At 72.0% G+C, this 23,141-nt stretch carries 21 protein-coding genes; 9 read left to right on the top strand and 12 right to left on the bottom strand.

The window, feature by feature from the left end:
• Positions 1-92: 92 nt before the first annotated feature.
• The 10 genes from KM933_RS36275 to KM933_RS36230 all read right to left on the bottom strand — a co-directional run bounded on the left by KM933_RS36275 (position 93) and on the right by KM933_RS36230 (position 12,218).
• Positions 93-1,421: a pectate lyase family protein gene (locus tag KM933_RS36275; protein WP_221360960.1), complete on the bottom strand. Its 1,329-nt coding sequence runs from the start codon at positions 1,419-1,421 to the stop codon at positions 93-95.
• Positions 1,422-1,626: 205 nt separating this feature from the next.
• Positions 1,627-2,988 (bottom strand): ABC transporter substrate-binding protein, encoded by a 1,362-nt coding sequence (locus KM933_RS36270; RefSeq protein ID WP_221360959.1) that lies wholly within the window; start codon positions 2,986-2,988, stop codon positions 1,627-1,629.
• Between the two features lie 111 nt (positions 2,989-3,099).
• Entirely contained in the window at positions 3,100-4,680 is a 1,581-nt protein-coding gene (locus KM933_RS36265; protein ID WP_221360956.1) for a glycoside hydrolase family 43 protein, read from the bottom strand.
• A complete protein-coding gene (locus KM933_RS36260) occupies positions 4,677-5,519 on the bottom strand; it encodes a DUF6807 domain-containing protein (RefSeq protein WP_430727419.1) in 843 nt (280 codons plus the stop codon). The genes KM933_RS36265 and KM933_RS36260 overlap by 4 nt, the downstream gene beginning before the upstream one ends.
• Entirely contained in the window at positions 5,519-6,721 is a 1,203-nt protein-coding gene (locus tag KM933_RS36255; RefSeq protein WP_221360954.1) for a Gfo/Idh/MocA family protein, read from the bottom strand. Before KM933_RS36255 ends, KM933_RS36260 begins: the two co-directional genes overlap by 1 nt.
• Positions 6,718-7,620 (bottom strand): carbohydrate ABC transporter permease, encoded by a 903-nt coding sequence (locus KM933_RS36250; protein WP_221360952.1) that lies wholly within the window; start codon positions 7,618-7,620, stop codon positions 6,718-6,720. Before KM933_RS36250 ends, KM933_RS36255 begins: the two co-directional genes overlap by 4 nt.
• A complete protein-coding gene (locus tag KM933_RS36245) occupies positions 7,617-8,555 on the bottom strand; it encodes a carbohydrate ABC transporter permease (RefSeq protein WP_221360950.1) in 939 nt (312 codons plus the stop codon). The genes KM933_RS36250 and KM933_RS36245 overlap by 4 nt, the downstream gene beginning before the upstream one ends.
• Positions 8,556-8,872: 317 nt before the next feature.
• Entirely contained in the window at positions 8,873-10,651 is a 1,779-nt protein-coding gene (araD, locus tag KM933_RS36240) for an L-arabinonate dehydratase (protein WP_221360948.1), read from the bottom strand.
• Positions 10,648-11,565, bottom strand: coding sequence for a dihydrodipicolinate synthase family protein (locus tag KM933_RS36235; protein ID WP_221360946.1), 918 nt, complete (start codon positions 11,563-11,565; stop codon positions 10,648-10,650). The genes araD and KM933_RS36235 overlap by 4 nt, the downstream gene beginning before the upstream one ends.
• Positions 11,562-12,218, bottom strand: coding sequence for a GntR family transcriptional regulator (locus tag KM933_RS36230; protein WP_221360944.1), 657 nt, complete (start codon positions 12,216-12,218; stop codon positions 11,562-11,564). Before KM933_RS36230 ends, KM933_RS36235 begins: the two co-directional genes overlap by 4 nt.
• A gap of 315 nt (positions 12,219-12,533) precedes the next feature.
• Here KM933_RS36230 and KM933_RS36225 point away from each other — a divergent pair, with 315 nt between their 5' ends.
• Positions 12,534-13,505: an NAD(P)-dependent alcohol dehydrogenase gene (locus KM933_RS36225; RefSeq protein ID WP_221360942.1), complete on the top strand. Its 972-nt coding sequence runs from the start codon at positions 12,534-12,536 to the stop codon at positions 13,503-13,505.
• Positions 13,506-13,579: 74 nt separating this feature from the next.
• Here the strand turns inward: KM933_RS36225 and KM933_RS36220 are convergent, their stop codons facing one another.
• On the bottom strand, positions 13,580-14,749 hold the full coding sequence (locus tag KM933_RS36220; protein WP_221360940.1) for a hypothetical protein: 1,170 nt from the start codon (positions 14,747-14,749) through the stop codon (positions 13,580-13,582).
• Positions 14,746-15,687, bottom strand: coding sequence for a 5-dehydro-4-deoxyglucarate dehydratase (locus KM933_RS36215; protein WP_221360938.1), 942 nt, complete (start codon positions 15,685-15,687; stop codon positions 14,746-14,748). The genes KM933_RS36220 and KM933_RS36215 overlap by 4 nt, the downstream gene beginning before the upstream one ends.
• A gap of 274 nt (positions 15,688-15,961) precedes the next feature.
• Here KM933_RS36215 and KM933_RS36210 point away from each other — a divergent pair, with 274 nt between their 5' ends.
• From KM933_RS36210 to KM933_RS36175, 8 genes are all read left to right on the top strand, one after another.
• Positions 15,962-16,786, top strand: a complete 825-nt coding sequence (locus KM933_RS36210) for an NAD-dependent epimerase/dehydratase family protein (RefSeq protein WP_221360936.1) — start codon at positions 15,962-15,964, stop codon at positions 16,784-16,786.
• Between the two features lie 301 nt (positions 16,787-17,087).
• Positions 17,088-17,849 (top strand): DeoR/GlpR family DNA-binding transcription regulator, encoded by a 762-nt coding sequence (locus KM933_RS36205; RefSeq protein WP_221360934.1) that lies wholly within the window; start codon positions 17,088-17,090, stop codon positions 17,847-17,849.
• Between the two features lie 112 nt (positions 17,850-17,961).
• The gene (locus KM933_RS36200) at positions 17,962-19,332 is read left to right on the top strand and encodes an ABC transporter substrate-binding protein (protein ID WP_221360933.1); all 1,371 of its coding nucleotides are present in this window, start codon (positions 17,962-17,964) and stop codon (positions 19,330-19,332) included.
• Positions 19,329-20,270, top strand: coding sequence for a carbohydrate ABC transporter permease (locus KM933_RS36195; RefSeq protein WP_221360932.1), 942 nt, complete (start codon positions 19,329-19,331; stop codon positions 20,268-20,270). Before KM933_RS36200 ends, KM933_RS36195 begins: the two co-directional genes overlap by 4 nt.
• Positions 20,267-21,148 carry a carbohydrate ABC transporter permease gene (locus tag KM933_RS36190; RefSeq protein ID WP_221360930.1) on the top strand — a complete coding sequence of 294 codons (882 nt, stop codon included), beginning with the start codon at positions 20,267-20,269 and terminating at the stop codon, positions 21,146-21,148. The genes KM933_RS36195 and KM933_RS36190 overlap by 4 nt, the downstream gene beginning before the upstream one ends.
• A complete protein-coding gene (locus KM933_RS36185) occupies positions 21,145-22,134 on the top strand; it encodes a zinc-dependent alcohol dehydrogenase family protein (RefSeq protein ID WP_221360928.1) in 990 nt (329 codons plus the stop codon). Before KM933_RS36190 ends, KM933_RS36185 begins: the two co-directional genes overlap by 4 nt.
• A gap of 102 nt (positions 22,135-22,236) precedes the next feature.
• Complete coding sequence (locus KM933_RS36180) at positions 22,237-22,458, top strand: hypothetical protein (RefSeq protein ID WP_221360926.1); 222 nt, start codon at positions 22,237-22,239, stop codon at positions 22,456-22,458.
• 101 nt (positions 22,459-22,559) lie between these two features.
• Positions 22,560-23,141 (top strand): TerD family protein (locus KM933_RS36175; protein ID WP_221360924.1); only part of this gene is annotated, 582 nt, incomplete at its 3' end.

The raw sequence follows: 23,141 nt of genomic DNA, 5'->3' as shown, positions 1-23,141 counted from the left end.
GGTGCCGCCGGCCGCCAGCGCGAGCGCGGCCCCGGCGCCCGCGCGGACGAAGGACCGCCTGCCCGGACCGGCCGCCGTCGGCGAGGCCATGGTCAGCGGACCTTTCCGGCGCCGGCGCGGGCGCCCACGATGCCGGGCACGGCACGCGGCCGGTCGACCTTCGTCCGCAGGACGGGCTTCCAGCCGGCGCCCGACCGGAGGGTCTCCGCGGGGATCTCCGCGTTGTGCACGGCGATGAGGTCGGTCTTCCTGCCGTTGACGTAGTTGTTCTCGGCGGTGAGCGGTGCCTCGCTCCACTTCTTGAGGATCCTGGCGGCGCTGACGCCGGCCGGCAGCGAGAACGCGTTGTCCGAGGCGTACAGCTGCGAGGAGGCGCCGATGCCGAAGGTGTAGCCGTACGGCTGCTCCCCGGTCACCACGTAGTGGTTGTTGTACGCGTCGACCTGCCCGAACCGCACCCGGGGCGCCCGCTCGCCGACGTCCTCGAACCGGTTGTGGTGGAGGGTGACCTTGAGCTTGCCCGCGTCGGTCGCGCCGGCGCCGTCGCTGTTGCCGATCAGCATGGTCTTGGAGTGGTCCTCGACCGCGTTCCAGGACACGGTCACGTGGTCGGCGCCGCGCACGATGTCGAGCAGGCCGTCGTGCTGCTGGTAGGTCCGGCCGAAGTACTCCGGCAGGGTGCTGTCCGGGTAGCGGCCGTCGGTCAGGGTGTTGTGGTCGATCCACACATGGGTGGAGCCGTGCACCACGACCGCGTCGTACTCGGAGTTCCAGGCGCCGGTGTCGGTGTCGGTCGGGTCCCACTGCGGGAAGCAGTCCAGCGGGGCCTCGATGGTGAGGTTGCGCAGGATGACGTTGTCGACGCCCTTGATCTGCAGGCTGGCGCCCCTGATCCCGGCGCCCTTGCCGACGCCGACGACGGTGGTGTTGGCGGGGATCTCCACCTTGATGGCCCTGTCCTGGCCGGCCGCGGAGGCGGCGCGCAGCCCTTCGGGGCTGTCGGCGGGCTCCCCGGACAGGTCCGTGTCCAGGCCCCAGTTCTCGGGCGAGTACTTCTCCAGGTAGGCGTCGAAGTCGTACCCGGGTGCCTCGAAGGCCGCACATCCCTCGGCGGCCGGATCGATGATCCCCCTGACCTTGACGATCTTCGGCGCGTCCCCGCCGGCCTTCAGCGCGTCCTTGAACCCGGCCCAGGTGGTGACGGTGTGGACCTGCGCGGCGCCGGCGGCGGCCCCGCCCGTGGTCCCGGTTCCCTCGGACCCCCACCCGTCCCCCGCGGGCAGGGTCTCCCGCCCGAGGTCACGGGAGTGGGGCTGGGCGTGGGCATGGGCATGGGTGAGGGTCCCGGTGAGACCGAGCGCGAGAGCGGTGCACCCGACGAGGGCCGTTCTGGCGTGGGCATGCCATGTGTGAGTACGCATGGTGCGGATTTCCTTTCGGTCTTTTCCGGCTCGGTCTTTTCCGGCTCGGTCTTTTCCGGCTCGGGGAACGGCGCGCCCTTTCAGGGGCGCGGGGAACTGCGCGACCTGGGGGCACCTCCCGGCCGGAGGCTGGGGACCACAACGGCCCCGCAGCCTCCCCGCGGCCTCGGACACCCCCGGACCCGGCCCGGTCGAACAGGCCCGGCTACCCCTTCTGCTCGTTCCACTCCTTCTGCGCCTCGTTGAGCTGACCGGCCAGCGTGTCCAGGAACTCCTTCTCGCTCAGCGACCCGGTGAGGACCTTCTGGAAGGCCGGCTCGTTGTCCGTCTTCGAGATGGTGTTCCAGTCGGGCAGGTAGTACGGCAGCTGGACGATCGTGGTGGAGCCGTCGCTCAGCGCCTCGGCGGCCAGCTTGGTCGGCTCGGCCTTCGAGACCCACGCGTCCTTCGCGGCGTCGGTGTTCGACGGCACCTGCCCGGCGGACTCGTTGAACCGGGAGTTCTGCGCCTTCTCCGTGGCGAACTCGATGAACTTCCAGGCGGCGTCCTTGTTCCCGGAGCTCTTGAAGACGCCCAGTCCGTCGACGGGGTTGGAGACCTGGACCCGCTTGCCGCCGGGCCCGCTCGGCTGCGGGATGCCGCGGAACTTCCCGGCGCCCAGCGCCTTCACGTGGTCCTGGTAGGAGCCCAGGTTGTGGTTGAGCATGCCGATGGTGCCGGAGTCCCACTGGGCGACCATCTTGGTGAAGTCGTTGTTGAGGTCGGCCGCCGGGGTGACCTTCTTGAAGAGACTCGTGTACTTCTCCAGCGCCGCCACGTTCTTCGGGTCGTCGACCGTGGTCTTCTCGTTGCCGGAGTCCCAGAAGGACGTGATGCCGGACTGCCCGTACATCGCGTCGAGCGCCTGGGCGATGGAGCCGGCGCCGCCGCGGATGGTGTACCCGAAGGCGTTCTCGTCCTTGTCGGTGAGCTTGTCGGCGGCCTCGTAGAACTTGTCCCAGGTGGTCGGCGCGTCCAGGCCCGCTGCCTCGAACAGGTCGGTGCGGTAGTAGAGGACGCCGTTGTTGGCGGAGGTCGGGACCGAGTACAGCGTGCCGTCACCGCCGCCGGCGGCCTTCATCGACTTGAGCATGTCCTCGTTGAGCTTCCCGTCCAGGGAGGACTTCGCGAGGCGGTCGTCCAGCGGCTCCAGCGCGTTCTGCGCGGCGAAGCCCGCGAGCATCGCCGCCCCGACACCGCCGACGTCCGGCAGCCCGTCGGCCTGGATGGAGGTGTCGACCTTGGACTGGTACTCGGTGGCGGCGATCGGGACGTACTTGACGTCGATGTCCGGGTTCGCCTTCTCGAAGTCGGCGATGATCTCCTTCCAGATGTCGGTGCGGACACCGCCGTTGTTGTCCCAGAAGGTGATCCTGCCCTTGCCGCTGCCCTCGGCGCCCTTGTCGCCCGACGACCCGCTGCCGTCGTCGCCGCAGGCGGTCGCGGTCAGGGCGAGTACGGCGCTCACGGCGACGGCGGTGACGGAGCGGCGCGCTCCTCTGCTGCTCCTGCGCATGCTGTTCTCCATGATCGGCTCTCTTCTTCCGGATCCAACGCGGGTGTGTCGCTGCGAAGTGGGGGGTGGGGGTTGAGGGGTGGGGGGTGGGGGTTGAGGGGTGGGAGGTGGGAGATCGGACGGTCAGAGCGGTGGTGCGGTGGTGCGGGGCGCGGTGGTACCGGACGCGGTGGTACGGAACCGGGTGAACGTGGCCGCTCCCGCGGGCCCTTCGCCGTCCGGTGCGACCGCGAAGAGGCCGAGCAGGGCGCCGACCCAGCGCCACGGGGTGGCGGTGAAGACCTGTCCCGAGGACTCCCAGCCGCTGCCGAGGTCGTACGAGAAGCGGCAGCGCGCCCCGGCGCCGACCTCGATCCGCAGCCGGACCCGTCCCTCGGGTGCCATCCGCGGATGGGCGGCGTCGCGCTCGCGCTCGGCGACCGGCTCGGCGAACCGGTGCACCAGATGGACCGTCCCGTCGGCCCCCCGTTCGAGCCCGATCCAGGCGAACGAGTCGCCCAGTACCGCCAGTCCGGCCCGCGCGCCCGGTTCCCCGGCGGTCAGCCGCAGCTCGGTCCCGGCCGTGCAGGGGGCGCCGGGCAGCCGCTGGGTGAGCACGCTCGGCAGCCTGCGCAGATCGTGCGCGTCCGCCGACCGCACGCAGACCAGCCGCAGCCCGTCGCCGGAGTGCCGGGTCGCCCAGCCGGCCTGGGGGTTGGCGGTCCACTGCCACTGGGGCCCGAACCGTCCGCCGGGGAAGTCGTCGTCGGTGGCGGGCGCGGAGGGCGGCTGCGGCGGCAGGTCGGGCTTGCGGTGCACGGTGACGGGGGTGCCCCCGTCACCGATGACCGGCCAGCCGTCCCTGCCCCAGCGCATCGGCTGGAGGTGGACCACCCTCCCGTACGCGCCCTTGTGCTGGAAGTGCGCGAACCAGTGCTCGCCGGACGGGGTGGTCACCCAGCCGCCCTGGTGGGGGCCGTTGACGTCGGTGTCGCCCTGCTCCAGGACGACCCTCTCCTCGTACGGGCCGAAGAAGCCTCGCGAGCGGAAGGCGCCCTGCCAGCCGGTCTCGACGCCGCCCGCGGGGGCGAAGATCCAGAACCAGCCGTCGTGCCGGTACAGCTTCGGCCCTTCGAGGGTGAACCAGCCGGGGATGCGGTCGCCGTCCACGATCACCTTGCCCTCGTCGAGCAGGCCGGTGCCGTCGGGCCGCATCCGGTGGCCGGTGAGCCGGTTCTTGATGCCGGAGCGGGACCTGGCCCAGCCGTGCACGAGGTACGCCTCGCCGCTCTCCTCGTCCCACAGGGGGCAGGCGTCGATGAGCCCCTTGCCGGCCTTGAGGAGGTGCGGGGCGGTCCAGGGACCGCGTATGTCCGGGGCGTTGACCTGGTGTACGCCGTGGTCGGGGTCGCCCCAGAAGATCCAGAACCGGTCGTCGTGGTACCGCAGCGCGGGCGCCCAGACCCCGCAGTCGTGCCGCGGCACGGCGAACTCCTCCGCGGGCTCCAGCCGGTCGAGGGCGTGGCCGACGAGGGTCCAGTTGACCAGGTCGCGGGAGTGCAGCAGCGGCAGGCCCGGGGCCCGGCCGAAGCTGGAGGCGGTCAGGTAGTAGTCGTCGCCGACGCGCAGCAGGTCGGGGTCGGACCAGTCGGCGTCCAGGACCGGGTTGCGGTACGTGCCGTCGCCGAGGTCGGCGGTGAAGGCGGGTGCGTTCCGGGCGTTCACGGGCTCACCGCCTTGCGGACGAGGGCCGCCGCCCCGCCCCGGTCGAGGCGGCCGTCGGCGACCACGGTGACGACGCGGCGCACGACGGTCTCCCCGGCCCGGACCGGCAGCCGTTCCTCGTGGGCGAGGGAGGAGCCGACGCCCGGGTACTCGGTGGTGCGCACGAACCACGGGTCGCGGCGGGTGCGGTCCGTGGCCCCGGCGAACACCAGGGTCCAGCCGGTGCCCGCGAGCGCCACCCAGCCGGCGCGCGCGCCGTGCGCCGCGGCCTCGCCCTCGCCGTCCGCGGTGAACACGGCGGGCGGGTCGTCCTCCTTGCGGGCCCGCCAGAAGAATCCGCCGTAGGCCGCGCCGGGCCGCCCGTTGGTCGCCGGGCTGCCGATCGACAGGAGGGCGGAGGTCGTGTTGGTGAGCGAGAAGGTGAAGTCCAGCGCCCAGGCGGAGTCGGTGAGTTCGGTGGCCGCGACCGTGCGCCGCTCCCGCAGCAGCTCGGTTCCCGCGGCGATCCAGCGCAGCTCCTCCACGAAGCCGTCCGGGTCACTCAGCTGGAACGCGGAGTGCCGCTGGGCGCCGTGGTTGTCCAGCTCGGTCGGCCCCCGGTCGCGTACGTAGGTGCGGCCGCCCCAGAAGTTGTGCCCCTCGACGTCGGGAACGGCGACACCGACGCCGAGGTGGTGGAGGTGGTCGGCGGGGCTGAGTTCGGTGACGGTGGTGCCGGCCAGGGTGGTGACGGGGTGCAGGTACGGACGCGGTGACAGCCTCGGGGCCAGTTCGGGCCGGGTGACGTACCGGCCGACGGGGCGCCCCGCGACGCGCAGGACCAGCGACTCGTTGGTCATCAGGTGCTCACTTCTTTCCGGACCGCCCAGGAGGCGCCCAGCTCGGAGTAGAGGGCCAGGGTGTCGGCGGCGGCGGCGACGAGTCCGTCGGCTCCGGGCACGATCCGGCGGTTGCCGCCGGCGTCGGGGTACCAGGCGCCGGCGGGCAGCGCGAGCGGTTCCGGTGCCTGCCGGACCGCTTCGACGACCTTCATGAAGGCCCCCGTCGTGTCGGGCGCGACCAGCAGCGCGGCCCGTCCCCGGAGGTGCTCGACGAGGTTCTCCAGCAGGTCGGTCCTGCCGTGCACGGACTCCTGCGGACCGTGCCCCGCGCGCTGGAGGAGGACGCGGTCCTGCTTGTACCAGAAGGTGATCCGGCCGCCGGTGCCGTGCACGAGGACGTACGGCTCGTCGGGCCGCTCGGCGCACAGGGTCGCGGCGACGGTGATCCGGCGGCCGCCCGTGGTGGTGACGCGGACGCAGGAGGTGTCGTCCGACTCGATGTCGTTGGCGCGCAGCAGCTCGGTCTCGATGCCCGCGACGTCCTCCGCCCGGGTGGCGCCGCCGAGCGCGAGGGCGGTGGCCACGGCGTGGGCGAGGGGGTTCGTCAGGACGCCGTCGACGACGTCGGCCCCGTCCAGGCGGCGCCGGCCCGCCCAGGGCGCCCGGCGGTAGTACGACTCGGGGCGGGCCCAGGCACCGGCGCCGCCGATGCCGTCCACCCGGCCGATCGCGCCCTGCTCGATCAGTTCCCGGACGGCGGGCACCGCGTGCGAGCCCAGCGACTGGAAGCCGATCTGGCAGACCACCCCGGCCGCCGCGACCCCGTCGGCCATGCGCCGGAACTCGGCGTACGACGGGGCCGGGGGCTTCTCCAGGAGCAGGTGCACGCCCCTGGCGGCGGCCGTCAGCGCCAGGTCGGTGTGGGTGTGGATCGGCGTGCAGATCACGGCGACCGCGGCGCCGGTGGAGTCCAGCAGGGCGCCGAGGTCGGCGGACTGCTCGGGCGGCGCCCCCGGTGCGCCGGGTGCGCCCGGTCCGCCCGGCGTGCCCGGTCCGTGGAAGCCGTCCAGCTCCTCCTCGGTGAGCGGGGTCAGCTCGCACACGCCCGCGAGGCGCACCAGGCCCTCGTCCTGGAGGCGGCGGATGTTCTCCAGGTGCCAGCGGCCGTGACCGCGTGCGCCCGCCAGGACGACGGGAAGGGGTCCCCCGGGGCCGCTCATCCCTTCACCGCCCCGGCGCTGAAGCCCGTGATCAGCCACTTCTGGATGAAGGCGAAGACGATCACGACGGGCACGGCCGCGATGATGCCGCCCGCGGCCAGGGCGCCCAGGTCGACGCTGTCGGCGCTCATCAGGCTGTTGAGGCCGACGGGGATCGTCTGCTTCTCCTGGTTGCTGAGGAACATCAGGGCGAACAGGAAGTGGTTCCAGGAGTGCACGAAGGCGAAGGAGCCCACCGCGATCAGTCCGGGCCGCAGCAGCGGCAGGACGACGACCCGGAAGCCGGTGAAGCGGTTGCAGCCGTCGACCCAGGCGGCCTCCTCCAGGGAGTACGGCACGTTCCGGATGAAGCCGCTGATCAGGATCATCGACAGCGGCAGCTGGAAGACCGTCTCGGCGATGATGACGCTGCCCAGCGAGTTGATCATCCGGAGTTCGGCGAAGATCTGGAACAGCGGCACCAGGAGCAGCGCGCCCGGCACGAACTGCGAGCAGAGCAGCGCCAGCATGAAGGCGCGCTTGATCCTGAAGTCGAAGCGGGCGAGGGCGTAGCCGCCGGCCAGCGCGACGATCGTCGTCATGAAGAGCGTGGCGACACCGACGTAGACGCTGTTCTCGAAGTACGTGCCGAAACTGCGGTCGTTCCAGACCTTGTCGAAGTGTTCGAGGGTCATCGGCCAGGGCACGAGCGAGGTCGACCCCGGCTCGCGCAGGGCGAAGAGCAGGATCCAGTAGAAGGGGACGAGCGTGAAGACGAGGTAGACGCCGAGCGGGAGGTAGATCTGCCAGCGCGGGGCCTCGTCCCAGGCGCGCCGGCGCTTCCCCGGGCGCCGCGGCGGTTCGTCGGCCACCGGCGCCGGCACGGCCGGGGCGAGGGTGTCGATGTCCTTGGTGATCACTTGTCCCCACCCACTCCGAACTTGCTCAGCCGCAGATAGACCATCGAGCAGAACAGCAGGATCACGAACGCGACGGTGGTCAGCGCCGAGGCGTAGCCGAAGTTGTGCGCGTCGACGCTGGTGTTGGCGATGTAGAGCGGCAGGGTCGTGGTCTCCCCCGCGGGTCCGCCGCCGGTGAGCGTGTAGAGCAGGTCGACGTTGTTGAACTCCCACACCGCGCGCAGCAGCGTGGAGAGGATGATCGCGTCCTTGAGGTGGGGCAGGGTGATGTGCAGGAACTGCCGGAAGCGGCTGGCGCCGTCGACCTCGGCGGCCTCGTACAGGTCCTTCGACACGGACTGGAGGTCGGCGAGGATGAGGATCGCGAAGAAGGGGACACCGCGCCAGAGGTCCGCGACCACCGCCGCCGGGAAGACCGTCGAGGTGTCGGAGAGCCAGCTCGTGCCGTACTCCCCGATGCCCAGGTCGGCGAGGTAGCGGCTGATGCCCGTCTGGGAGTTGTAGAGCAGCACCCAGATCGCGGAGGTGAGCACACCGGAGACGGCCCAGGGCGAGAAGACCAGGGCGCGGCCGAGCGAGCGGCCCACGAAGGTCTGGTTGACGATCAGTGCGAGCGCCAGGCCGAACAGGAGCTGGAGTCCGACCTCGACGACGACCCACTTCGCGCTGAAGACCAGGGTGTCCCAGAACTGCGGGTCCTCGGTGAAGGCGTGCACGAAGTTGTCGAAGCCCGCGAAGCCGTTGCGCCACGGCTTGGTCGGGTTGTAGTCCTGCAGGCTGTAGTAGAAGACGCTGAGCACCGGGTAGGCGATGAAGCCCAGCATCAGGAGTCCCGCCGGGGCGATCAGCAGATACGGGAGCCTGCGGGGCGTCGCCGAGCCGCGGCGCCGCCTCGGTGGCGCGGGCTGCTGCGCCACGGCTGCGGCTTGGGCCATGACTGTTCTCCGTTCTCGGGTGTGCGGGTCGAGCCGGTGGTACGGACGCGCGATCTTGATGGCAAGCGCTTTCACGTACGGTGTGCGGGACCCGGGACCGCGGAGTGCGCGGCGCCGGGGCGGTACGGGGCGGTACGGATCGATCCGGGACGGTCCGGGGCGGCGCTGGACGTCCGGGCGGTACGGGCAGTACAGGCAGTACAGGCAGTACAGGCAGTACGTGCGGTGCAGGCAGTGCAGGCAGTGCAGGCAGTGCAGGCAGTGCAGGCAGTGCAGGCAGTGCTGGACGGTTCGGGCTGTTCGGGGCGGTGCGCGGGTCAGCCCGCGTACGGGTCCGGCACCTGGCCCGGCCGGGCCAGGAAGGCGAAGTCGCAGCCGGTGTCGGCCTGGGTGATCTGTTCGCTGTAGAGCGCGCCGTAGCCGCGCCCGTAGCGCTCGGGCGGCGCGGTCCACCCCGCCCTGCGCCGCTCCAGCTCGGCGTCGTCCACGTCGAGCCGCAGGGTGCGCGCCCCGACGTCGAGGGTGATGGTGTCGCCGGTGCGGACCAGGGCGAGCGGCCCGCCGACGTACGACTCGGGTGCCACGTGCAGCACGCAGGCGCCGTAACTCGTCCCGCTCATCCGGGCGTCGGAGATCCGCACCATGTCCCGTACGCCCTGCTTCAGCAGGTGGTCGGGGATCGGCAGCATGCCGTACTCGGGCATGCCGGGGCCGCCCTTGGGCCCGGAGTTGCGCAGCACCAGCACGGTGTCGGCGGTGATGCCCAGGTCCGGGTCGTTGATGGTGCGCTGCATGGTCCGGTAGTCGTCGAAGACGACCGCGGGGCCGGTGTGCCGGAGCAGATGCGGCTCGGCGGCGATGTGCTTGATCACCGCGCCGTCGGGGCAGAGGTTGCCGCGCAGGACGGCGACGCCCCCCTCGTCGGCGACGGGGTTCTCCCGGGTGCGGATCACCTCGTCGTCGTGCACCCGCGCGCCGGCGAGCTGCTCGCGCAGGGTGTCGTGGGAGACGGTCGGCCGGTCCAGGTGCAGCAGGTCGGTGATCCGCGACAGGAACCCGGGCAGCCCGCCGGCGAAGTGGAAGTCCTCCATGAGGTACGTCCGGCCGCCGGGCCGCACGTTGGCCAGGACCGGCACCGTACGGGCGATGCGGTCGAAGTCGTCGAGGGTGAGCCGGGCCCCGGCGCGGCCGGCCATGGCGATGAGGTGGATCACGGCGTTGGTGGAGCCGCCGAGTCCGAGGACGGTCGTCACGGCGTCCTCGAACGCCTCCTGGGTGAGGATGTCGGACAGCCTGCGGTCCTCGCGGACGAGTTCGACGATCCTGAGCCCGGAGGCGGCGGCCATCCGGTCGTGCCCGGAGTCGACCGCGGGGATGCTGGAGGCGCCGGGCACGGTGACCCCGAGCGCCTCGGCGGCCGCGGTGAGCGTGGACGCCGTCCCCATGGTCATGCAGTGTCCGGGGGAACGCGCGAGTCCGCTCTCCAGCTCGGTCATCTCGCAGTCGCCGATGAGGCCGGCGCGCTTGTCGTCCCAGTACTTCCACATGTCGGTGCCGGAGCCGAGGACCTCGTTGCGCCAGTGGCCCGGCAGCATGGGCCCGGCCGGCACGAAGACGGCGGGCAGGCCGACGGACGCGGCGCCCATGAGCAGCGCGGGCGTGGACTTGTCGCAGCCGCCCATCAGGACGGCCCCGTCCACGGGGTAGGACCTCAGCAGCTCCTCGGTCTCCATCGCGAGCAGGTTGCGGTAGAGCATCGGGGTCGGCTTCTGGAAGGTCTCGCTCAGCGTCGACACCGGGAACTCCAGCGGGAAGCCGCCGGCCTGCCACACGCCCCGCTTGACCGCCTGGGCGCGGTCGCGCAGGTGGACGTGGCAGGGGTTGATGTCGGACCAGGTGTTGAGGATCGCGATGACCGGCTTGCCGAGGTGCTCCTCGGGGAGGTAGCCGAGCTGGCGGGTGCGGGCGCGGTGGCTGAAGGAGCGCAGGCCCGACGAGACGCCGCTGCCGTACCACTGGTGGCTGCGTAACCGCCGCGGCGCGTCCGGGGTCCCGCTCCCGTCCGGTGCCGCCGCCGGGGGTACGGGGCCGGTCATATCGACCACCCCGCGACGATCTCGGCGACCTCGGCCCGTTCGGACTCGGGCAGCTGCCTGCTCGGCGGGCGGACGTCGCGGCGGCACAGGCCGAGCGAGGCCAGGGCCTCCTTGACGACGGTCACGTTGTTGGCGGAGCCGTTGGCCGCGCGCAGTTCCTCGAAGCGCCGGATCTGCTCCCAGACCTTCATGGCGCCCGCGTAGTCGCCGGAGCGCAGTGCCTCGATCATGTTGAGCGAGACGGCGGGGGCCACGTTCACCAGCCCCGAGGTGAAGCCCGTCGCGCCCGCCGAGAAGTACGAGGGGGCGTACGGCTCCGCGAGGCCGGCCACCCACACGAAGCGTTCGAGGCCGGCGTCCCGCGCGAACGCGGCGAAGCGGGAGGCGTCCGGCACGGCGTACTTCACCCCGATGACGTTGGGGCAGACGTCGGCCAGCGCGGCGAGCTGCGCCCCGGCGAGCGCCGGGTTGCGGAGGTAGGGCACGACGCCCAGTTCGGGGACGGCCTCCGCGATCGCCCGGTGGTAGTCGACCCAGCCGCCGTCGGAGACGTACGGGTGCGCGGGCTGGTGGACCATCACCATCTGCGCGCCGAGATCGCGGGCGTGGCGGGCGGAGGCGACGGCGGTCGGCAGGTCGTGCCCGACCCCGGCCAGGACGGCGGCCCGGCCCTCCGCCTCCTCGACGGTCAGCTCCGTGACGAGGCGCCGCTCCTCGGGACCGAGGGCGTAGAACTCGCCGGTGTTGCCGTTCGGCGTGAGGGTGCGCACGCCGCCGTCGAGCGCCCGGCGCAGCAGCACGCGGTGCACGTCCCGGTCGATGGAGCCGTCCGCCGCGAAGGGGGTCACGGGGATCGCCACCACGTCCGCCAGGGCGACGCGCTGGGCCTCGAACGTGGTCGTGGTCGCGGTCATTCCTGCTCACCCTCTCCCTGGGCCCCGGGGAAGGCCCGTTGCACGAACGAGGCGATGTGCGAGTGCAGGGCGCGCGCCGCGCCGTCCGCGTCACCGTCGAGGGCGAGCCGCAGGATCTCCCGGTGCTCGGTGGCCTCGCGCTCCCAGGACGGGTCGGCGGCCCAGGCGACCGCGGAGACCAGGGCCGCCTGGTCGCGGACCTCGTCGAGCATCCGGCCGAGCAGCGGGTTGCCGCAGCGGACGTACAGCGAGCGGTGGAACGCGCGGTTGGCCAGCGACCGTTCGGCGGTGTCCGTGGCGGCGTCGGCGCGGTCGAGCGCCTCGCGGGCCGTGTCGAGGGAGGAGCCGCGCCGCACCGAGCGCCGCAGCGCCTCCGGTTCGAGGAGCAGCCGCACGTCGTACACCTCGCGTGCCATGTCCGCGTCCACCCTGCGCACCGTGACGCCCTTGTACTGGTTCATCACGACGAGCCCGGTGCCGGCCAAGGTCTTGAGCGCCTCGCGCACCGGGGTCTTGGAGACCCCGAACTGCGCGGCGAGTTCGGTCTCGACCAGGGCCTGCCCCGGGGTCAGCCGCCCGGTGAGGATGCGGTGCTTGATGCCCTCCAGCACGAACTGCGTGCGGGAGGGGATCGGGGTGGGCACAGAGGTCATGCGCGCCTCTCGGTGTCGCGGAGTCCCCGGGGGGCCGGGGGCTCGCGGATCTGATCTCGCGTATCGCGTCTCATATATGACGTACGAAGTACGACGCGACGAAGCTAGGAGGCCCTCCGTGTTTCGTCAATGCTTCTGACAGAAGTGGCGCCCGGGCCTCTGACAGAAGTGGCGCCCGGGCCTCTGACGGAAGTGGCGCTCGGACCTCCGACGGAAGTGACGTCCGGTCAGGGGTCTGGCCAGGCGTTCGGGCCACCGGAATGCTCGGGGCAGCCGGGGTGCCCGGCACCGGGGACCACGGAGGGGAGCCACGCCATGAAGGCGATCGTCCAGGACGCCTACGGACCGGCGGACCGCTTGGAGCTGCGGGAGATCGAGCGGCCCGTGCCCCGCGCCGACGAGGTGCTGGTCAAGATCCGCGCGGCCGGTCTGGGCCCCGAGGTGTGGCACCTCATGACGGGCCGCCCGCTGGTGGCGCGCGCCGTCCTCGGGGTCCGCAGGCCCAGGAACCCCGTGCGGGGCTGGGACGGCGCCGGACGCGTGGCGGCCGTCGGGGCGGAGGTGACCGGTTTCGGGCCGGGCGACGAGGTCTTCGGCAACTGCGAGGGCTCGTTCGCCGAGTACGCGTGCGCCAAGGCCGCGAAGCTCGCCCCCAAGCCGGCCGGCCTCACCTTCGAGCAGGCCGCCGCGCTCCCCGTGTCGGGCATGACCGCCCTGCAGGCCCTGAGCGGCCCGGCCCGGCCCCGGCCGGGCCAGCAGGTCCTGGTCGTCGGCGCCTCCGGCGGGGTCGGCTGCTACGCCGTGCAGCTCGCGGCGCTGTACGGCGCCGAGGTCACCGGTGTCTGCGGCCCCGGCGGCGCGGCCTTCGTGCGCGCCCGGGGCGCCGCGCACGTCATCGACCACACCCGCGGGGAGATCACCGACGGCGGGCACCGCTACGACGTCGTCGTCGACAACGCGGGGCAGCGCCCCCTGTCCGTCCTCCGCCGCGCCCTGGCCCCGCGCGGCACCCTCGTGATCGTCGGCGGCGAGGGCGGAACCGCCCTGCTCGGCGGGCTGAGCCGCGGGCTGCGGGCCGTCCTGCTCTCGCCGTTCACCGGCCAGACCCTGCGCAACCTCGTCTCCGTGGCCCGCCGCGAGGACCTGCTGACCCTCAAGGGCCTCGTCGAGAGCGGGAAACTGACCGTGCCGGTGGACCGCGCCTATCCGCTGGCCCGGACCGCGGAGGCGGTCCGCCACCTGGAGGAGGGCCACCCGCGGGGCAAGATCGTCATCACGGTGCCCTAGGGCGTTTCTTCTGGCTCGGTCCGGATCAGGCCGCCTTCCGCCCGGTGACGGCCGTGCGGGCCCCTGACGCGGTGTCAGTCCAGCCGCGCCAGCGCCTCCGCCACGAGCGACAGGTCCGCGTCGGACGCCAGCCCCGCGTGATACAGCCGTACTTCGGTGGCGCCGAGTCCGGCGGCGCGCGTCACGTCCTCGAAGAGCGTCGCGGGGCTGCCGCCCATCCCGCCCACCACGGTGAGGTTGGCCGCGAGCACGCTCGCGTCGCCGGCGTGTCCGGCGAAGGGCGCCAGCAGCCCGGCGTCCCCGGTGCACGGCACGACCACGCCGTCGGCGACCGTCAGGACGTGCCGCGGGTCGACCCCGGCGTTCGCGCCCACGTGGTGGGGTACGGGGTCCGCGTGCAGCAGGACCTGGAAGCCCTCGGGGGCCGCCGCCCGCACGGCGCCGACCACGTCCTCCTGGAGGGAGCGGGCGGCGGAGTCCCGCCAGGCGCGGGTGACGGCGGCGGGCCCGCCGCCGAGCAGCTTCTCCACGGCCTCCCAGCCCCCGGCGGGGGCCCCGCCGCGCCACACGGGCTCCAGGGCCCGCCGGACCGCCGCCGCCAGGTCGCCGGGGTCGGTCCCCAGTCGCGCGTACCCGTCGCGGCACGAGGGACAGAAGCACACCGACATCAGGTACGTCCCGGCGTCCCCGAGCGCCACGCCCGCCGTCTTGTCGTGGGCGTGCAGGTGCGGGAACCCGTACCAGCCGAGGGACTCCAGTTCCGTGCCCGCCGCCCCGGGCCGCACCGCCGCCTCGACGGCCAGGTCGGTCAGGTACGTGCGCGTCGCGGGCTGCGCGATGCACGGGGCCCACGGGTAGCGGTCCCCGTAGGCGTTGACCACGGCGGTGTCCGGGAACTCCTCGCCCATCCGGGAGTTGTGCGCGAGGACCACCCAGGTGTGCACGTCGAGCCCCGCCCCGGCGAGCGTCTCGGCGGCCTCCCCGTACGCGTCCCCGGGCGCCCAGTCCCCGGCGGTGTACGGCCGTAGCCTGCGCCCCCGCCAGCGCCCGGCGTCCGGCGGGTAGAGCACGGCCGCGTGCGACGCGGTGACGACGCGGTGCCGGGGGTGGCGGGGGGTCAGCGCGCGCGTGGAGTGGTACGCGGACGCGAGCGTCGCCTGCCGCACCCCGAGCCCGGCGATGCGCGCCGCCGCTCCGGGGTCGCCGTTGACGTCCCACGGGTAGACGAAGGCCGATGCCCTCACTTGTCCTCCTCCAGGAGTGCCAGGCCGCGCCCGATCAGCCGCCGGAGCTGTTCGACGTGCTCCTCGGCGGGCTCGTGGAGCGGCGGCCGCACCTCGCCCACGTCGAGCCCTCCCAGCCGTACGCCCGCCTTGACGAGCGAGACGGCGTAGCCGCGGCCCCGGGCGCGCAGTTCGACCAGGGGGCGGTAGAAGCCGTCGAGCAGCCGGTTCACGGTCGTGTCGTCGCCGGAGCGCAGGGCCCGGTGGAAGGCGAGCGCGATCTCGGGCGCGAAGCAGAAGACGGCGGACGAGTACAGCGTGATGCCGATGCCACGGTAGGCGAGCCCGGTGAGTTCGGCGGTCGGCAGTCCGTTGAAGTACAGGAAGTCGTCCGCCCCTTCGGACCGTACGGCGCTGACGATGCGCTGCATGAGGTCGAGGTCGCCGGTGCCGTCCTTGAAGCCGACGACCCCTTCGGTGCGGGCCAGTGCCACCACGGTCTCCGGGGTGAACACGGCGTTGTCCCGCTGGTACACGACCGTGTCGAGCGAGGTGGCGGCGGCCAGTTCCGTGTAGTGCCGCAGCAGCCCCTCCTGGCCGGCGACCACCAGGTAGGGCGGCATGGCGAGCAGTCCGTCCGCACCGGCCTCCTCGGCGAGCCGCGCGTAGCGCACCGCCAGGGCGGTGCCGTAGCCCGCGCCCGCGACGACGGGCACGCGGCCCGCGGCCACCTCGACGGCCGCCGCGACGCACTCCTGGAACTCCTCGGGCGTGAGCGCGTGGAACTCGCCGGTCCCGCAGCAGGCGAAGACGGCGGCGGCACCGGCCTCGACGCCCCGCCGGACGTGCTCGCGGTAGACGCCGGGGTCGACGGCGCCCTTACGGTCGTACGCCGTGACGGGGAAGAACAGCGGTCCGCTCGGGACACTGAGCCGAGCGGCGAGGGGGGCTGGCGACACGGGCTCTCCTAGAGCATGGACGTACACGCCACCCGTGCACGCTTCTGATTTGCGTCCATATCCCTGAACGGATCCACGCTAAGGCGCCCTCTCAGGGGCGGTCAAGCGGGGGAACCCGCATTCCCGGAGCAATAAAAGGCCGGAAACGAGGCGGACGGACAGCGGACTCCGCTGCCCCGCACGACACTTGACGCGACCGGTGGACCCTCCCTAGCGTGTCCATGGATGTGAATGTCATACACGAATACAGTTGTCAAGTCTAGGAGACCCGAGGATGCCCGCTCCCCGCACCGTTCTGCTCACCGGCGCCGCCGGCGGCCTCGGCACCCTGATGCGCGGACTGCTGCCCGCCTACGGCTACGAGCTGCGGCTCTTCGACGTGCGCCCGATCGGGGGCGAGCCGGACGCGATCACCGCGGACCTCGGCGACAAGGAGGCCCTGCGCGAGGCCGTCCGGGGCGTGGACGCCGTCCTCCACCTCGCGGGCATCTCCCTGGAGTCCACCTTCGAGAAGATCCTGAAGGCGAACGTCGAGGGCACGTACAACCTGTACGAGGCCGCGCGCGAGGAGGGCGTCCGCCGTGTCGTCTTCGCCTCCTCCAACCACGCGGTCGGCTTCACCCCGCGCCCCGCGGGCGAGGCGCCCCACGAGCCGGGCGCGCTCATCCCCGTCGACACCCCGCGCCGCCCGGACACCTTCTACGGCCTCTCCAAGTCGTTCGGCGAGGACCTGGCGCAGTTCTACTGGGACAAGCACGGGCTGGAGACCGTCTCCGTCCGTATCGGCTCCTGCTTCCCGGAGCCGACCACCGTGCGCATGCTGTCGGTCTGGATGAGCCCCGGCGACGGCGCCCGCCTCTTCCACGCGGCCCTGACCGCCGAGCACGTCGGGCACAGCGTCGTCTACGGCTCGTCCGCCAACACCCGCCTGTGGTGGGACCTGTCGACCGCCCGCGCGCTCGGCTACGAACCGCAGGACGACTCGGAGCGGTACGCGGACGAACTCATCGCGGAACAGGGCGAACTGGACCCGGACAACCCGGGCCACGCCTACCTGGGCGGCGCGTTCGTGACCGACCCGCCGGTGTGGCCCCACTGACGTTCCCGCCCGGTCCCACCGGGCCCCGGCGACACTTCCGGCCACCTCACACCGACCACCTCAGGGGGCGGACGGGCACCGAACGGGCCCGTCCGCCCCCGCTTTCGGGCACCGGCGGTGCCCGAATTACGCTTCACCGCAGGTCCGACACGGGCCGCGGGCAGGGTGAACGGGCACATACGGGCTTCATCGGGCCCGCAACAGACCTGGTCAGTGGCGCGTACCCGCTGTAGAACTTCCCCCAAGGGCCACACAGGGCCCGAACGGGCCGTACGCAAGGGAGCGGAAGCGGGTGTCGGGCATGAGCGCGGAAGAACGGCAGCGCGAAATCGTCAGGGCCGCGCGGCGTGCCGGTGCCGTCGACGTGAACGAGCTCGCGGCCGAACTGGGCGTCGCCCGGGAGACCGTGCGCCGTGATCTGCGCGCCCTGGAGGACCACGGCCTGGTCCGCCGTACGCACGGCGGCGCCTATCCCGTGGAGAGCGCGGGCTTCGAGACGACCCTCGCCTTCCGCGCCACCAGCCACGTACCCGAGAAGCGCCGGATCGCCGCCGCGGCGGCCGAGCTGCTCGGGGACGCGGAGACGGTCTTCGTCGACGAGGGCTTCACCCCCCAGCTCATCGCCGAGTCGCTGCCCCGGGACCGGCCGCTGACCGTGGTGACCGCGTCCCTGGCCACCGCGGGCGCGCTCGCCGAGGCCGACAACAAGACGGTGCTGCTGCTGGGCGGCCGGGTCAGGCCCGGCACCCTGGCCACCGTCGACCACTGGACGACGAAGATGCTCGCGGGCTTCGTCATCGACCTGGCGTTCATCGGCGCCAACGGCATCTCCCGCGAGCACGGCCTCACCACCCCCGATCCCGCCGTCAGCGAGGTCAAGGCACAGGCGATCCGGGCCGCGCGGCGCACGGTCTTCGCCGGGGTGCACACCAAGTTCGGAGCCGTCAGCTTCTGCCGGTTCGCGGAGATCAGCGCCCTGGAGGCGATCGTCACCAGCACGCTCCTCCCCGCCTCCGAGGCCCACCGCTACTCCATGCAGGGCCCCCAGGTCGTACGGGTCTGACCGAGGGCCGCCGCGGAGGGTTCGCAACAGTTCGAAAACCAGACCGACTCATCACGAAGGCACCGTAATCCCCCATGCCATCCCCTATGTACTGCTATATCCAGGAGTGATCATGCGAACCCAGAGCCGACGGAGGCCGCGCGGAATGCTCGCCGCGGCCGCCGCAGGGACGCTGCTCGCCCCTCTGCTCTCCGGTTGCTGGGCCGGAGCGGGCGGAGCGGGCTCCGGTGGCGACTCCATCAACGTCCTGATGGTCAACAACCCCCAGATGATGGAGTTGCAGAAGCTCACCGCCGCCCACTTCACCAAGGAGACCGGCATCAAGGTGAACTTCACCGTCCTGCCGGAGAACGACGTCCGCGACAAGATCAGCCAGGACTTCGCCAACCAGGCCGGCCAGTACGACGTCGCCACCCTCTCCAACTACGAGATCCCGATCTACGCCAAGAACGACTGGCTGCACGAGATGGACTCGTACGTCGCGAAGGACCCGGCCTACGACGAGCAGGACGTCCTCAAGCCCATGCGCCAGTCCCTCACCGCGGAGGACGGCAAGCTCTACGGGCAGCCCTTCTACGGCGAGTCGTCCTTCCTGATGTACCGCAAGGACGTGTTCGAGGCGAAGGGCCTCACCATGCCCGAGCGCCCGACCTGGACCGAGGTCGCCGACCTCGCCGCGAAGGTGGACGGCGCCGAGTCGGGCATGAAGGGCATCTGCCTGCGCGGCCTGCCCGGCTGGGGCGAGATCATGGCCCCGCTCACCACGGTCGTGAACACCTTCGGCGGCACCTGGTTCGACAAGGACTGGAAGGCACGGCTCGACTCCCCCGAGTTCGAGAAGGCCACCAAGTTCTACGTGGACCTCGTCCGTGAGCACGGCCAGTCGGGCGCGGCCCAGTCCGGCTTCGCCGAGTGCCTGAACAACCTGACCCAGGGCAAGGTCGCCATGTGGTACGACGCCACGTCCGCGGCCGGTTCGCTGGAGTCGGCCAAGTCCCCGGTCAAGGGCAAGATCGGCTATGTGCCGGCGCCGGTCGAGAAGACGGACTCCGCCGGCTGGCTCTACACCTGGGCCTGGGGCATCCAGGACGCCTCGCGCAACCCCGACAAGGCGTGGAAGTTCATCTCCTGGGCGTCCAGCAAGGAGTACGAGCAGCTGGTGGGCGACGAGATCGGCTGGTCCAACGTCCCGGCCGGCAAGCGCGCCTCGACGTACACGAACGCCGACTACCGCAAGGAGGCCGGCGCCTTCCAGGAGATGACCAAGAAGGCCATCGAGAGCGCCCGCCCCACCGACCCCGGCGTGCAGCCGCGGCCCGCGCCCGGCATCCAGTTCGTCGGCATCCCCGAGTTCACCGATCTCGGCACCAAGGTCTCGCAGGAGATCAGCGCGGCCATCGCCGGACGCCAGTCCGTCGAGTCGGCCCTGAAGAAGTCCCAGGAACTGGCCGAGGAGATCGCCGAGGAGTACGAGGGACGATGACCGCGACAACGACAGCCCCCGTGGCCGCACCACCCGTACGCACGGAGCACAAGCCCCCCTCCGGCCGGCTGCGCGCCTGGGCGACCCGGGCCCCGCTCCTGCCCGCCCTGATCTTCATGATCGCCGTGACCCAGCTGCCGTTCGTGGCCACGCTGGTGATCTCCTTCTTCGACTGGAACTCGCTCTACCCGGACGCCCGCAGCTTCACCGGCCTCGGCAACTACACCGAGGTCCTCGGTGACGCCGCCCTGCGCAAGTCGGTCTGGACGACCATCCTGCTCACCGTCACCGTCGTCCTGGTCAGCCTGATCCTGGGCCTCGGTCTCGCCCTCCTGCTGGACCGCAGGTTCCCGGGCCGCGGCCTGGTCCGCACCCTCCTGATCGCCCCCTTCCTGGTGGTCCCCGTGGCGGCGGCCCTGCTCTGGAAGCACGTGCTCTACAACCCCGAGTACGGCCTGCTCAACGGCCTGCTGCACTACGTGGGCGGCCCGGAGCCGGACTGGATCTCCAACACCCCGCTGCTCGCCGTGGAGATGTCCCTCATCTGGCAGTGGACGCCCTTCATGATGCTGATCCTGCTGGCCGGCCTGCAGAGCCGCGACCACCAGCAGATCGAGGCGGCCCGGGTGGACGGCGCGAGCGGCTGGCAGATCTTCCGCTACCTGACCCTCCCCCATCTGCGCCGCTACCTCGAACTGGGCGCCCTGCTCGGCTCGATCTACATCGTGCAGAACTTCGACGCGGTCTTCACGATCACGTCCGGCGGTCTCGGCACCGCGAACCTGCCCTACACCGTCTACCAGAGCTTCTACCAGGCCCACGAGAACGGCCTCGCCTCCGCGGCCGGCGTCCTGGTCGTCATCGGCTCGATCATCATCGCGACCTTCGCGCTGCGCGTGGTCTCGTCCCTGTTCCGCGAGGAGGTGTCCCGCGCATGAGTACCACCGCTGCAGCCGTACGTCCCGCCGGCGCCGGGTCCGGTCAGAAGGGCCCCCGCCGCTCCAGGGGGAGGGGCCTCGGCCTGATCGCCTGGCTGGCGGCCGTCGTCTTCTTCCTGCCCATCGCCTGGATGACCCTGACGTCCTTCCACTCCGAGGAGGACGCGGCCACCAACCCGCCGTCCTTCGCGGCGGCCCTCACCCTCGACGGCTACCGCGAGTTCTTCGGCGCGGACGGCGGCGCGAGCCCCTGGCCGTCCCTGATCAACTCCACGGTGGCGTCGCTGGCGTCGACGCTCCTGGTCCTGATCCTGGCCCTCCCCGCGGCCTACGCCCTCTCCATCCGCCCGGTGAAGAAGTGGACGGACGTCCTGTTCTTCTTCCTCTCCACGAAGATGCTCCCGGTCGTCGCGGGCCTGCTGCCGATCTACCTGTTCGCGAAGAACACCGGCATGCTGGACAACATCTGGCTCCTGGTCATCCTCTACACCTCGATGAACCTGCCGATCGCGGTGTGGATGATGCAGTCCTTCCTCGCCGAGGTCCCGGTGGCCATCATCGAGGCGGCGCAGATCGACGGCGCGAAACTCCCGACGATCCTGACCCGCGTCGTGGCCCCCATCGCCCTGCCGGGCATCGCCGCCACCTCCCTCATCTGCTTCATCTTCAGCTGGAACGAGCTGCTCTTCGCCCGTGTGCTGACGGGCGTGGTGGCGGAGACCGCCCCGGTCTTCCTCACCGGCTTCATCACCAGCCAGGGCCTGTTCCTGGCGAAGGTGTGCGCCGCGTCGCTCGTCGTCTCCCTGCCGGTGCTCGCCGCGGGGTTCGCCGCCCAGGACAAACTGGTCCAGGGCCTGTCGCTTGGAGCCGTCAAGTGAAAGCCGCCGTCATCGAGTCCGTGGGCAAGGCCGTCGTCGCCGAGGTCCCGGACCCGACTCCAGGACCCCGCGAGGTCGTCGTGGAGGTCGCGGCCTGCGGGCTGTGCGGCACGGACCTGCACATCCTCCAGGGCGAGTTCGCGCCCAAGCTGCCGATCGTCCCCGGGCACGAGTTCGCGGGCACGGTCGTCGGGGTGGGCCTGCAGGTCACGGAGGTGGCGGTCGGCGACCGGGTGGCCGTCGACCCGTCCCTCTACTGCTACGAGTGCCGGCAGTGCCGCAACGGCCACAACAACATGTGCGAGCGCTGGGCCGCGATCGGCGTGACGACCGCGGGCGGCGCCGCCCAGTACGCGGTCGCGCCGGTGGCGAACTGCGTGAAGCTCCCCGAGCACGTCCGCACCCAGGACGCCGCGCTGATCGAGCCGCTGTCCTGCGCGGTGCGCGGCTATGACGTGCTCAACTCCCGCCTCGCCACCAACGTGCTGATCTACGGCTCCGGCACCATGGGCCTGATGATGCTGGAGCTGGCGAAGCGGACCGGTGCGGCGCGCGTGGACATGGTGGACATCAACCCGCAGCGCCTGGCGACCGCCCAGCAGCTCGGTGTCTCGGGCTCCGCGACGAGCGCCGACGAGCTGGACCGGCCGCAGGGCTGGGACCTGGTGATCGACGCCACGGGCAACGCGGCGGCGATCCAGGACGGGCTGGAGCGGGTCGCCAAGGCCGGCACGTTCCTCCAGTTCGGGGTGGCGGACTACGCGACCCGGGTCTCCATCGACCCGTACCGCATCTACAACCAGGAGATCACCATCACGGGTTCGATGGCTGTGCTGCACAGCTTCGAACGCGCGGCGGACCTCTTCGCGACGGGCGTCCTGGATCCGGACGTCTTCATCAGCGACCGCCTCCCCCTGGACCAGTACCCCCAGGCGCTGGAGCAGTTCGCCTCCGGCGTGGGCCGGAAGATAGTGGTGACCCCGTAACGGCCGCGACCCCGTAGGGGATCTCGCGGAGGATCCCGTCCGGCGGCGGGCGGGGGCGAAAACCCTTTGGGCGGCCCCCGCCCGCCGCCCTACCATTCCCCCATGCCCGCACCGCACGGCTTCGCCTACGCCCGGCGTCCCGACGGCACCGTGACGATCACCCACGGGGCCCACCGGGCCGCCGTCCTGCGCGGCCCCCGCGCCGCCCTGTTCCTCACCGAGGTGGAGGGCGGCGACCCCCAGCTCGTCATGGCCCGCTGGACGGGCGACTACAAGCGCGGCAACGAACGGACCGCCCGCGACCACCCCCGCAACCGCCGCTGACCCGACGGGCCGGTGGGCCGCCCGGAAACGGGCCGATGGGCCGATCGGCGGCTCGGCGCTTGGTAAGGGAACGGCAAAGCGGGTCCGCTCGTTCACCCGGCATGACAGCTATGACCCCCGGCTCGAACATCCCTCTCCCCGTCACCCGCGTGACGGTGGACGTCGCCGCCCCGGTGCGGCTCGACGTATCGGGCCTGCTGCTCACCGCCGACGGCAAGGTGCGCTCCGACGACGACTTCATCTTCTACAACCAGCCCTCGGGGCCGGGCGTGACGTACCGCTCGGGCGGCGGCAGCACCCCCGACTCGATCACGGTCGACACGACCGCCGTGCCCCCGGGCATCGAGAAGATCGTCGTCACGGCGAGCCCGGACGCGGCGGGCCAGACCTTCCAGGGCATCGAGCCGACGGCCACGATCCGCAACGCGGAGGACGGCTCGGTCCTCGCCTCCTTCACCCCGCCGCGGCTCGCCGCGGAGACGGCCCTGGTCATCATCGAGGTCTACCTGCGCAACGGCGCGTGGAAGGCCCGGGCGGTCGGCCAGGGCTACTCGAACGGCCTGGCGGGCATCGCCACGGACTTCGGCGTGACGGTGGAGGAGCCCGCCGCGCCCGCCCCGGCGCCCCAGGCCCCGGTGACGCCCCCGCCTCCGCCCGCGCCGGCCGCGCCCCTCGCCGCCCCC

It is taken from the genome of Streptomyces beigongshangae (assembly GCF_019710745.1).
Classification (GTDB): domain Bacteria; phylum Actinomycetota; class Actinomycetes; order Streptomycetales; family Streptomycetaceae; genus Streptomyces; species Streptomyces beigongshangae.
This window is presented reverse-complemented; position numbering and strand designations above follow the sequence as displayed.

Coding starts and splice junctions, on each gene's coding strand:
- KM933_RS36235 (WP_221360946.1), bottom strand. CDS start 11,565: ATGACCGCGACCACGACCACGTTCGAGGCCCAGCGCGTCGCCCTGGCG.
- KM933_RS36230 (WP_221360944.1), bottom strand. CDS start 12,218: ATGACCTCTGTGCCCACCCCGATCCCCTCCCGCACGCAGTTCGTGCTG.
- KM933_RS36210 (WP_221360936.1), top strand. CDS start 15,962: ATGCCCGCTCCCCGCACCGTTCTGCTCACCGGCGCCGCCGGCGGCCTC.
- KM933_RS36260 (WP_430727419.1), bottom strand. CDS start 5,519: ATGACCAACGAGTCGCTGGTCCTGCGCGTCGCGGGGCGCCCCGTCGGC.
- KM933_RS36255 (WP_221360954.1), bottom strand. CDS start 6,721: ATGAGCGGCCCCGGGGGACCCCTTCCCGTCGTCCTGGCGGGCGCACGC.
- KM933_RS36275 (WP_221360960.1), bottom strand. CDS start 1,421: ATGCGTACTCACACATGGCATGCCCACGCCAGAACGGCCCTCGTCGGG.
- KM933_RS36225 (WP_221360942.1), top strand. CDS start 12,534: ATGAAGGCGATCGTCCAGGACGCCTACGGACCGGCGGACCGCTTGGAG.
- KM933_RS36190 (WP_221360930.1), top strand. CDS start 20,267: ATGAGTACCACCGCTGCAGCCGTACGTCCCGCCGGCGCCGGGTCCGGT.
- KM933_RS36245 (WP_221360950.1), bottom strand. CDS start 8,555: ATGGCCCAAGCCGCAGCCGTGGCGCAGCAGCCCGCGCCACCGAGGCGG.
- KM933_RS36205 (WP_221360934.1), top strand. CDS start 17,088: ATGAGCGCGGAAGAACGGCAGCGCGAAATCGTCAGGGCCGCGCGGCGT.
- araD (WP_221360948.1), bottom strand. CDS start 10,651: ATGACCGGCCCCGTACCCCCGGCGGCGGCACCGGACGGGAGCGGGACC.
- KM933_RS36180 (WP_221360926.1), top strand. CDS start 22,237: ATGCCCGCACCGCACGGCTTCGCCTACGCCCGGCGTCCCGACGGCACC.
- KM933_RS36270 (WP_221360959.1), bottom strand. CDS start 2,988: ATGGAGAACAGCATGCGCAGGAGCAGCAGAGGAGCGCGCCGCTCCGTC.
- KM933_RS36195 (WP_221360932.1), top strand. CDS start 19,329: ATGACCGCGACAACGACAGCCCCCGTGGCCGCACCACCCGTACGCACG.
- KM933_RS36200 (WP_221360933.1), top strand. CDS start 17,962: ATGCGAACCCAGAGCCGACGGAGGCCGCGCGGAATGCTCGCCGCGGCC.